The 11,635-nt window shown below is 42.6% G+C and carries 8 protein-coding genes; 1 reads left to right on the top strand and 7 read right to left on the bottom strand.

Translation table 11 applies throughout. The features are described 5' to 3' along the window. Positions 1-471 precede the first annotated feature (471 nt). From MMU05_RS20515 to MMU05_RS20490, 6 genes are all read right to left on the bottom strand, one after another. Positions 472-1,491, bottom strand: a complete 1,020-nt coding sequence (locus MMU05_RS20515) for a PorP/SprF family type IX secretion system membrane protein (protein WP_241143530.1) — start codon at positions 1,489-1,491, stop codon at positions 472-474. Next, positions 1,491-3,785: a PKD domain-containing protein gene (locus MMU05_RS20510; RefSeq protein ID WP_241143529.1), complete on the bottom strand. Its 2,295-nt coding sequence runs from the start codon at positions 3,783-3,785 to the stop codon at positions 1,491-1,493. The genes MMU05_RS20515 and MMU05_RS20510 overlap by 1 nt, the downstream gene beginning before the upstream one ends. A gap of 162 nt (positions 3,786-3,947) precedes the next feature. Continuing rightward, positions 3,948-5,219 carry an adenylosuccinate synthase gene (locus tag MMU05_RS20505; protein WP_241143528.1) on the bottom strand — a complete coding sequence of 424 codons (1,272 nt, stop codon included), beginning with the start codon at positions 5,217-5,219 and terminating at the stop codon, positions 3,948-3,950. A 112-nt stretch (positions 5,220-5,331) separates the two neighbouring features. After that, on the bottom strand, positions 5,332-5,676 hold the full coding sequence (locus tag MMU05_RS20500; protein WP_241143527.1) for an STAS domain-containing protein: 345 nt from the start codon (positions 5,674-5,676) through the stop codon (positions 5,332-5,334). Further along, a complete protein-coding gene (locus MMU05_RS20495) occupies positions 5,673-6,140 on the bottom strand; it encodes a Fur family transcriptional regulator (protein ID WP_113926313.1) in 468 nt (155 codons plus the stop codon). Before MMU05_RS20495 ends, MMU05_RS20500 begins: the two co-directional genes overlap by 4 nt. A 353-nt stretch (positions 6,141-6,493) precedes the next feature. Further along, a complete protein-coding gene (locus tag MMU05_RS20490; protein WP_241143526.1) occupies positions 6,494-8,071 on the bottom strand; it encodes a high affinity choline transporter 1 in 1,578 nt (525 codons plus the stop codon). A gap of 324 nt (positions 8,072-8,395) precedes the next feature. Here MMU05_RS20490 and MMU05_RS20485 point away from each other — a divergent pair, with 324 nt between their 5' ends. Beyond that, the gene (locus tag MMU05_RS20485) at positions 8,396-9,235 is read left to right on the top strand and encodes a CDP-alcohol phosphatidyltransferase family protein (RefSeq protein WP_241143525.1); all 840 of its coding nucleotides are present in this window, start codon (positions 8,396-8,398) and stop codon (positions 9,233-9,235) included. 130 nt (positions 9,236-9,365) lie between these two features. Here MMU05_RS20485 and MMU05_RS20480 read toward each other — a convergent pair whose 3' ends face one another. Beyond that, entirely contained in the window at positions 9,366-11,585 is a 2,220-nt protein-coding gene (locus MMU05_RS20480) for a RelA/SpoT family protein (RefSeq protein ID WP_241143524.1), read from the bottom strand. Positions 11,586-11,635 lie beyond the last annotated feature (50 nt).

The following is an 11,635-nucleotide window of genomic DNA, read 5'->3' as shown; positions in this document are numbered from 1 at the left end:
GTTCATCCTGAGCCAGGATCAAACTCTCCATTGTATAGTTTTTTTTGCCGCATCGCTGCGGCTCGTTTCCTAGCCCTGTCAATCTTGTCCTCCGGTTTTGACACCGTCAGACTTTTTAATGTCGTTTCTCCAGTATTTCAATGAACTTTTACCGCCTCTTTCAGCAGTATCGTAAGACCGTTGTCTTAAAGTAATCCAATGTTGTTTTTGATTTTCTACCTTGCGGGATGCAAAGATAAGTCAAAATTTTATTCTTTCAATAACTGATTTATAAAATTTTTTATCTTCTGAGGGAATTGGTGCGGGTTCTTTCAGAAAGCTTTTGATTGAATTGAATCAGGCTGCCCGCGTTTGGGATTGCAAAAGTGCTAATCTTTTTTTCAAATACAAAAGTCATCATGAAAAAAAAGATGGGATCGTACAGACCCTACTGAGAATCAGGGAGAAAAAATGTCTGACAGTAATTCATTTTTAATATTTGAACGTCGGTAACCTCTTTCTTTGGCTTTTATCCCAAAGCTGATTCACAAAAGAATAGCGTAAAGAAACCTCATGTGCTCCCCCCGAATTGCGCCAACCCAATTGGGATAGTGTGAAATCATAGCTGTAACCCAGATCAATCCCGCTTTGAAGAGAAAAACCTATCAAACCAATCAGGGCCTCATTGTTTGGCAATCCAATTCTGGTAGGGAACCCCCTGTACCAAACACCTAATATGATGGGATCAAAAAACAGCTCCATACCAAAATCCAATTGGTCATAAAGCCCTTGCCTCTTATAATTGAAAGCCAGGGATAATGTCCGCTCCTGCCGGGAATTGTTGAAATAATCATTGATGGCACCAGGCACCAAATCAAACTTGACCCCACCATGGGCAGAATACCTGATCGGCAATATGTCTTTATCCAAATCCAAGTAGGAAATATTTGGCTGGGTAAGGTGATGACCCGACACACCCAACCAAAACCTGTCATTATAGTAAAAAAGCCCTGTGTGCAAATCTGCAAAATTTCTTTGTCTATCATCGGGAATTGCACCTCCGGCACCGGGCAACACGACGCCTTTGCTGATGTCTAATTGCGTACTTAAGACTACTTCATCAAAACTCGCCGACCGGGAGGCATAACTTCCCTGAATCCCCATGTGCAAAAAACTCGATTGCCCGAGCTTCAATCTGTAGGAATACAGTAATCCAACTTCTGTGTTCTGAAGATTGGCAAGGCTCTCTCTGCTGCCGTTCACAATAATCCCTATCCCACTGTTTTTGCTTTCAATAAAATGGTCAGCGTAAGCAGAAAAGGCTACAAAAGACTGGTCCAAAGCCGGCCATTGATTTCTGAAATTGAATCCCACCCTTGTAATTTCGGAACTTCCGGCAAAGGCAGGATTGAGAAATAAGGGAGCAGCATAAAACTGTGAAAACTGAGTATCCTGCGCTTGGGCAAATCCAACAGTCAAGGCCATGAAAAGGATGACAATATATTTACCCATTACCTTATCAATAAAAATCTACCACTTTGCTCAACCGATTCTCCATCAATAGAAACCATTTTGACCCTGTATACATAATTGCCCCCGGGCATCAATTCCCCATTGACTTTACCATCCCAACCTTCTGTTTGCAAATCATCTGTTCTAAAAAGCATATTGCCCCAAAGGTTGAAAACCAGGATTTCCATCTTCGCGATTCCTCTGACTTTGGGCCTGAAAAAACGATTTTCAGCCAAAGTCGGGGTAAATCCTGTAGGGAACATTACCCTAAAACTTTTGGTGATAGAAAGCTCTTTTGTAATCTCAGCAACACAACCTAGGCTGTCGGTGATGGTCAAAACAACCTGATAAACCCCTTTAACTCCATAGACATGGATAGGATTCTCTTCTGCTGAACTATTCCCATCACCAAAGTCCCATGACCAACTGACCACCTCTTCAGACGACAGGTCTGTAAATTTGATAGGATCATCCGGGAAGATCCCACCCTCTTCATCCCCTTTCACTCCTGTGCCATCCACTTCGAAGTCAAAATTTGCCTTCAATACCTCTTCCACAATGATCACCTCAAAAGGCGCGGGTTCGGACCAACAAGTCAAATCTTTGTGCTTTACCCTTATCAAATAATCTCCCGAAAGGGCTATTTGGGCCATTTGCTCATTGAGCAAAAATTCTCCCGATGGTGTCTCCAATTGGTAATCATACAGCGAATCATCATGGCCTGAAATGAATTGCCGGATGTCAAGGGTCATGCCCGGATCGCATCCAACGACCGGATTGGTAATCACCAATGACGGAAAGGCAGGATTGATCAAGGTAAAACCCTCGGATTCCGTGGGGCAACTTTTAGAGTTATAGGCGATAACTTTATAGGTGCCGGGAAGGATGGCGGAGATTTGGGGAAGGTCAGAGTTGGGGATCAAAATATCATCCCTGTACCATTCGAACCTAACATAAACTTCCTCTCCGACAGCCTTTAAAATAACCGGAGCCCCTGCACAAAGCCTAACTTCATTTGTATTTTCCTCCACCCCTTCAGCCACAACGCTGACAGGTTCGGGGGATTCTTTGATCAAAAGCTTGATATAATTCCCTGAGGATGTTTTGCCATAATTATCCGTGATGGTATAATACACCTGAACTGTCTGGTCTGTGAATCCGGTATTTGGGAAAAAAGTAAATTCTCCTCCTGTATCTGAAGCACGGAAGGTTCCCTGCGGCAAAACCAAAACCCGGTTTTCCGGTCTACACCTTGCCTGAGAACAGATGTCCCCCTCTTCGGCCTGAATGTCCTCAAGGGAGCCATAAAACTGCAAACACCTGATACTTGAATTCTCATTTGGGAGGGTAGCCTCGGCGGCAGTTATTTCATAGGTGTTTTCTTGCCCTTCGCAGGAGGCTTTGTCATCAATATTGATTCCCTCGGGATTGGCTAAGCCATCCTCGTTTGAAACCTCTACAATGAGATTCCTTATTTCGTGAATATTGTTTAGCCCCCCTGTGGAAGCTGTGAATCCTATTTTAAGATTTGGGGGTGCAGGAAAGTCGTACGGTCTATCAAAAATGGTGACCATCCGCGGATTGTTTGCCTCGGTAGAAACGAGCATTTTCACCGTCAAAAAGTACCCGTCCCCGAATGGATCCGGCTGCAAATCCAAAAATACTTTTCGATACCCTGGAAGGTTTGGGTCGGTAACCCTGTTTGTCCCTGGTCCACCTGAACTTATGGGAAATTGGTCAGAAGGTCTGAGACCATCATTTCCCGGCAACATTGTTTTTCTCCCTACAACGAAGCCATAACCTGAAAGCCCGTTTCCGGGACCTCTGATGACAATGGAATTGGGAACCAAGGATTCTCCAATACCCGCAAATCCACCATTCTTTCCTTCTTGAGTGGTCCCAAAGTTGCCAAACTCATCAAATCCGATTCCCAGATATGCTCTTGATAAACCAACTTGGTTACCGCGCTGCGCATAACCAAGAGATCCGCCAAAGCCACCGGTGTTGAATATGGGCGTTTCGGCATCAAAAAGAAATGCCACTATACCATCTGCGCCATTGCCTCCATAACTGAAATACTCAAATTCAGCTTTGATGCCATAGGTTGAAGAGAAAGGGATGTCGATATAGATATACCCATTTTGCTCATTGATAGCATCTGTAAGCCTGAGAGCACCATCCACGATTCTTGCGCTGCCTCCAAAAACCGTGGCAGATTGGGTAGAATTGTCTGTAAATTGCTCACAATACGGGAAACCAACCTGCGCCACGCTTTCATTAACTAACGAAAGCACACACAATAGGAAACCTAAAAAAAATAATGCTTGCGGTTTTAATGGGAAAGGATTTTTCAATTACCTGAGAAATCTAAATTGACAATCATTTAAGAACCTGTAAAGTACAGAAACTCTTAAAAAATAAAAAGGCTTCCTTTGGGGAAGCCTTCAATTAGGAGATTATCTAAGGATCGTCTGCTTTCGATCCGGTCCGACCGATACCATTTTGATCGGAACACCAAGCTCTTTTTCGAGGAGGTCGACATAATTTCTCAGCTCTTTGGGAAATTTATCATATTCATTCACTTCTGCCAAGGATGTAAACCATCCGGGCACTGTCAGGTAAACCGGCTTGACTTCGTCGTTATTAAGTTCATAAGTCAATCTGTCTACCCGAGTCCCATCAGGGAGTTCGTAATGGGTACAGATTTTTATTTCCTCAAAAATATTGAGTACATCGGCCTTCATCATGAAAAGCTGCGTCACTCCATTGATCATAATGGAATACTTCAATGCCGGCAAATCAATCCAACCGCATCGTCTTGGGCGTCCGGTAGTAGACCCAAATTCGTTTCCTTCTTTGCGCATGGCCTCTCCTGTGGCATCATGGAGTTCGGTAGGGAAAGGTCCGCTGCCTACTCTGGTACAGTAGGCTTTGAATATCCCAAAGACATCGCCGATTTTGGATGGGGAAACACCTAGACCTGTACAGGCGCCCGCGACCATGGTACTGCTTGAGGTGACAAAAGGATAACTTCCAAAGTCTATGTCCAACAAAGAGCCCTGTGCACCTTCTGCCAATACTTTTTTGCCGGAGGCTAGGTAATCATTGACTTCATATTCGCTGTCAACGAGGTTGAGTGTCCTGAAAAATGCCACTGCATCAAAAAAGGTTTTTTCCAATTCTGCCAATTGGCTGATATCAAAATCGTAGAAATTGAGAATTGTCTTGTGCTTTTCTACCAATGCGCTGTATTTCTCTTCAAAATCCGCCGCCAAAATATCTCCTACCCGTAGGGCTACTCTTCCGATTTTATCCTGATAGGTTGGTCCGATTCCTTTGAGCGTAGACCCAATTTTCTTGTCTCCTTTGGATTTTTCATAAGCGGCATCCAACAGCTTGTGTGTAGGGATGATGATGGTTGCCTTTTTGGATATAAAGAGGTTTTTCTTAAAAGCAATATTGAATTTTTGAAGGCCCTCAATTTCCTTTCTCAAAACTAACGGATCCAAAACAACTCCGTTGCCAATGATATTGAGGATATTTTCCCTAAAAATACCGGAAGGGATCTGATGCAAGACATGCTTGATCCCGTCAAATTCCAACGTATGACCTGCGTTTGGACCTCCCTGAAACCTGGCTACCACGTCATATTGAGGAGCCAATACATCTACTACTTTACCTTTTCCCTCGTCTCCCCATTGCAGGCCTAAAAGAACATCCATTTTCATTTTAATCTATGTGTATAAAATTTTAAAATCAATTCGGCCGTGAAGTTTGTCATATCCACAAAAAATAACAAATAACTCTCTTTATTTTATATAGATATCCCCACGTTGCCAATTATGCAATAGCGTTTTTTGCCTCGGAGATGGAGGGGTAAACGGTGAAAATATTGTTCAATTTGGTGATAATGAGCAGCTTTTGAACATGTTCTGAGGGCGCTGTCAGGTAGACTTCCCCACCTGAATTTCTCATTTTGGTAAGCATGGTGATCAAAAGCCCAATGCCACTCGAACTGATGTACCTCACTTCAGAGAGGTCCACCACAAAAAACCTGATCTTGTCATTCACTGCATCGGACACCATTTCTACCAGTTTTGGTCCGACCTCGTCTCCGATCAAATCACCTGTCACAAACAGAAAGTGGGCTTTATCCTCTTTTTCAATCCTGTAATTTAATTTCATATTATGGCTCTATTTTCGCAGTTTTCTTTTAAGCATGTTCCGTACAGGATCAGAGAATGATGAAGGACTTTGAAATTTAAAATCTCGCTGACTGTATTTTGGATGTTTTGTATCCTAGGATCGCAAAACTCAAGCACTTTGTTGCATTCGATGCAGATCAAGTGGTCGTGCTGCTTGTAACCATAGGATTTTTCGAATTGGGCGATATTTTTGCCAAACTGATGCTTGGTCACCAGATCGCATTCTTCCAATAAGTCCAAGGTATTGTACACAGTAGCTCGGCTTACCCGGTAGTTTTTGTTTTTCATGCTGATGTAGAGTGATTCTACATCGAAGTGTCCGCCACGCCCGTAGATTTCTTCCAAAATGGCATAACGCTCGGGTGTCTTTCTAAGCTTTTTATTTTCCAGGTAGGCTGTAAATATTTTCTTTACCTCTTCGAAAAGGGTCTGATTTAAGGCCATGAATTTTAGGTTTTTGCAAATATAACTTATCTTATTTAGAAAAGATTCGAATAAGCAAGATAGAAATCCTTTTAATCAAACCTTGTCTCTTTGAAAATTCCTTCTAATTGGAAAAGTTTTGTTGCTTGAAAGAGTTTTGACTGATTGTCGGTTAATATTTTATCACTGAGATAAAATGGACTGGAATAATTACTGTCCAATAGCAGGGTCATTCTTAAAAAAGACCACTTTTTTTGACTTTGGATCGGATGGAAAATTTACTTGAACAATGTAAATGGATAATCAGGGTTCAAAAATCATCAGCGAACAGAAAAGACCATACCTCTAATTTCGTTTGCCTTCCTTTTCCAATCCTAATCTTCTCCTATCACCAATATTTTGGCTGTATCCCATTTTTGAGTCAGCCTGGACACGAAGATTATGGTTAACAAACTGCTGACCATTGCCAATGTACGAAACGGAAACAAGACCGCGCCATCCTCAATCATCGGATAGTCAATTAAAATAGGCAAACCCAGTGAGGCCTCGCCCCCTCCAAATCTCAAAATCACGCCAATCGCAAAACCTGCCATTGACCCGATTTTATTGGCTTTTTTGTCAAATAGAGCAGTCACCAACTGCGGAAAGAGCAGGCAATACACAAAATCGCTGCACAGTACCCAAAGGGAATAAACACTTGTCACATTTAGTGCAACCAAAGTAGCAGCTATGCCAATAATCCCAATCGAAGTTTTGATGACTTTATTTAGATTTTCAGTCGAAATATCGGGTTTAACCAAGGGCCGATACACGTTCCAACTTGCCAGTGAAGATGCTGATAAAATGGAGGAATCAATCGAGGACATGACCGCAGCCGCAATTGCTCCGAGCCCAATCGTAGCCACCACAGTAGGTGTAAGGTAGCGAATGACATAGGGCAAAATCATGGAATTGTTTTCTAAATTGGCCGCTGCCCCAAAATCCATCCAATCGGTTACGTTGCTTCCGATAATACCGATCATCACAGCCGGAACTGCGGCTATCAGACAGACTACACCTGCCAAAATGGACAGGCGAACGGCTGTTTGTTCGTCTTTGGATGCCAATACCCGTTGAAAATAAACCTGCCAAGGAATTCCGCCAAAGATGAGTAATAGGGCATAATCCCACCAATACCAATAATAACTCCCCAGTACTTCTTTACTCGGGATGAAGGTCGCTGCTCCACCTTTCATGGTTTTGTAATTAGCCCAAGCCACATCCCATCCCCCAACCTCAGAAAGTGCAAAGGGAACAACTATCGCCAAGCCAATCAATAAAATTGACATTTGAATAATATCCGTCAAAGCCACCGCCAAAAGTCCCCCAATAGCTGTGTAGGCAATGGTAACGACTGCTGATATAATAATAGAGGTTTGGGTATCAATACCTAAAACGGTAGAAAATGTGGTGCCGAGTGCCACCAAAATGGCTGCTGTCCAAAATATTTCACCGGCCAAGGCAGGCAAAAAAAGCACAGCTCCCATTTGTTTGCCGAAGCGCTGGGCCAATGGGTCAAGCATGGTTTTGAAACGATGACGTCGCATTTTCCGCGCAAAAATCAACCCTCCCAACATCAAACTCAAAGCATATCCCCAAGGTGCCTGCACCCATACCAAGCCGTCTCCGTAGGCGTATTCCGCTGAGCCATTGATGTAGCCACCCCCAACCCAGGTGGCACTCATTGTAAAAATTGCAATCCCCAGTGGCAAACCTCGCCCCGCCAACATCATATCGGCTTTTGATTCCTTTTTTTGGGCGACAATGGTGCCGTAGTAGAAAATCAAAGCATAAAAAATCATCATGGATGCATAACCATACCAAAAAACCTCAGCTTCGGTAAACCAATACAAATACAATCCAAATAAGATTAAAACGCCTAGCAAGAAAAGTGTAGGGTAGATTTTTTTCATGGTTTTAATAGGCTTCTATAATATTGTTGAGCTTGGTCTGGAAACTGACTATGACTGCTTCCGCTATTTATTTTATGCTCCGGATTTAACACTAAATTGGGGAATAAATATTATTGATGAATTAAGGAAAGCCAATATAATAACTTACAAAGTTCAACTTATTCTTTTTCACTTTGACTTCTTTACATTGACTTCCAAAAGAAACAGCTCACAAGCTTTTCTTTGCAATATTTCCCCTTTTGAGAAAGAAGAGAATCGTATAAATCGTTGACTATTTTAACCAATTAACTTTTTACAGCATGTATTTGAGGTGTTGCAAATTAAATGAATTTGGCATTTGGGCATCACTTCAATTTTAAACCTCAAATTTCAAACCTCATCATTTTAAATAAAAAGGATAAATTTGCTCCTGAAGCCAAGTTGCTAAATAATGACCATCCTTATGATAAAATTGATGTGAAAAAATTCAGCTTTTTTCAATACGTCTTAGCATGGTCAGTTCATGCCTTTACAGCATCGGGGATGATTTTTGGTTTCTTGGCAATGTTAGCAATTCAAAAACAAGATTTTGCTCAGGTTTTCGTATGGCTTACGGTTGCGTTTTTGGTAGATGCAATAGACGGTACACTTGCCCGTGCTGCCAAAGTTTCGGAGGTATTGCCCAATTTTAAAGGCGACTCAATTGACCATGTGATTGATTTTGCAAACTATGCCATTATTCCGGCATATTTTATCCATGAAGCAGGTCTTTTGCCTGCAGAATTTAATCTGTTTGGCGCATCGGCAATCCTGTTTGTTTCGTGTTTTTATTATGGCAAAACGACCTATGTTACCGAAGATCTTTATTTTGAAGGATTTCCTATTTTGTGGAATTTTGTAGCGTTTTACCTCTATTTTGTGTTTGATTTTTCGCCTACGGCAAACTTGGTTTTGCTTTTAATCCTTTGCGTCCTCCCAATTTTGCCATGGAAATACCCCTACCCAAGTCAAACAAAAGAATATAGACTGCTGACATTTACAGCACTCTTTTTTATTGCCATAGGAATCATTGGGACCGTTGTCATTTTCCCCGAGAAAAACTATTGGATTCAACTGTGTTCCTATGTAGGGATAGTCTATATTTTTGGAATGGCAATTTTTAAAACATTCTTTTCCAAAAAATAAAAGGCTGAATACCTGAGTCCGAAAAAGTCATTAACGAATCATAGGATTTTGAGGCAAATGAAAACCTGGTATTCCAAGGCGTCTAAATCAATAGTACTCCAACAAAATTCAAATTCTGACGGCCCAGTGTTCAATCAAACCTTGTCACTTTGAGGATTCCTTCGACTTTTGAAAGGTTTGACATTAATTTTTCGAGGTGTTGGGTGCTGTGGACGTAGAGTTTGATCGATCCTTCAAATATTCCGCTGTCAGAATCTACGGTGATGGACCGCATGTTGACTTTGAGTTCATTGGAGATTACCCTGGTGACATCATTGATCAGCCCCACCCTGTCGGTACCTACGATTCTCAAGCCCGCCAAAAACGCGATCTGCTGTTGGCTTGTCCAACGGGCTTTGATTACCCTGTTTCCGTGGTTGGACAGCAATTCTAAGGCATTCGGACAGGAAGTTCTGTGGATTTTGATGCCTTCATTGATGGTCACAAAGCCGAAAACATCATCTCCGGGGATAGGATTACAGCATTTGGCAAGGATATAATCCACCAAATCCATGTCTTCACCGATGAGCAGTTGGTCATGGTCAGGGCCTTTGAGGTTTTTGATTTCCTTAGTAAAGGAGGATTCGTCCTTTACTTTTTCAAAGGAAGCTTTGCCTTTTTGTTTTTTCTGCTCTTTAAATTCTTTGAAGCTTTTGATCGATGTGGCATCGATGACTCCTTTCCCTACTTTATAAAAAAACTCGTTTGGCGTTTTGGTCTCAAAATATGCCCTCAATTGCTCGACGACTTCGGAAGTGAATTCCATTTTCATTTGACGGAGTTTCCTTTGGACGATCTCTTTCCCATCCAGGATGGTAGATTTCTTTTCTTCCCGGAGCGCGTCTTTGATTTTGGCTTTGGCCCGTGAGGTCACCACGGAATTGAGCCAGTCTTCAGTTGGTTTTTGTTTGTTGGAGGTCAGGATTTCTACCTGATCGCCGTTTTTGAGCTTGTGGTTGATTGAAACCAATTTTTGGTTGACCTTGGCTCCGATGCATTTGGCTCCGACTTCTGAGTGTATCTCAAAGGCAAAATCCAAGGCTGTTGCACCATTGGGAAGGACCTTCAATTCACCTTTTGGGGTAAAGACAAAAACCTCGTCATGGAAAAGGTTGCCGCGGAAGTCGTCCATAAACTCAATGGCCGAGCCGTCATTTGACTCCAACAATGTCCGTACTTGGGTAATCCATTCGTCTAATCCTGTTCCCTTGTTTTGGATAGTATCCTTTTCCTTGTATTTCCAATGAGCGGCATATCCCCGCTCGGCGATGTCATCCATCCTGGACGTCCTGATCTGAACTTCCACCCATTGGCCGGTCTGACTCATGACCGTAGTATGGAGGGATTCATAGCCGTTTGCCCTCGGGGTGCTGATCCAATCCCTGAGTCGGTCGGGATTGGGCCTATAGAAGTCTGTCACTACGGAATACACCTGCCAACAATCTGCTTTTTCATTTTCGAGCTCGCTGTCAATGATGATCCTCACAGCAAAAAGATCATATACCTCTTCAAAAGGTATATTCTGCAATTTCATTTTGTTGTAGATCGAAAAAATAGATTTTGGTCTTCCTTTGATGGTAAATTTGAAGCCCTGGGAAAGCAGTTCCTCTTCCATGGGACCAATAAAACTTTTGATGAATTTATTTCTGGAGAGCCTGGTTTCATTGATTTTGTTGACAATGAAAAGGTAGGTCTCCGAATCTGTAAATTTGAGGTAAAGATCCTCCAACTCCGATTTGATGGCATAGAGCCCCAATCGGTGGGCGAGCGGAGCATAGAGGTACATCGTTTCGGAAGCGATCTTCAACTGCTTGTGCCTTGGCATGCTGTCAAGGGTACGCATGTTGTTGAGCCTGTCCGCCAATTTGATCAGGATCACCCGTACATCGTCGGAAAGCGTGAGGAGCATTTTCCGGAAGTTTTCTGCCTGCTGTGATGATCCGTATTCAAATACTCCTGAGATTTTGGTCAAGCCGTCTATGATCTGGGCGACTTTGGCACCGAATTCCCTTTCTATGTCTTCCAGTTCCCAATCGGTGTCCTCCACCACATCGTGCAGCAAGGCTGCCACAATACTGGTAGTTCCCAGGCCAATTTCCTCCACACATATCAATGCGACCTCAAGAGGATGATAGATATAAGGTTCTCCGGACTTCCGCCGCATTTCTTTATGGGCTTCATTGGAAATGGTAAAAGCCCTTTTGATGATTTTGGCGTCACCGGGTTTGAGGACCGGTTTGGCCATTTTCAAAACCTTTTTGTATCTTTTTAAGATCTCCTTTCTTTCCTCTACCGGGTCTATTTCTATCATATTATCGAAGCTAAAGCAATTCTTTTATCAAAACAACCCGTCCTGTAGGG

The sequence above is a fragment of the Cognataquiflexum rubidum genome (assembly GCF_022538115.1).
Lineage (GTDB): Bacteria > Bacteroidota > Bacteroidia > Cytophagales > Cyclobacteriaceae > Cognataquiflexum > Cognataquiflexum rubidum.
The sequence above is the reverse complement of the archived record's forward strand: the minus strand, read 5'-3'. Positions and strand labels throughout refer to the sequence as shown.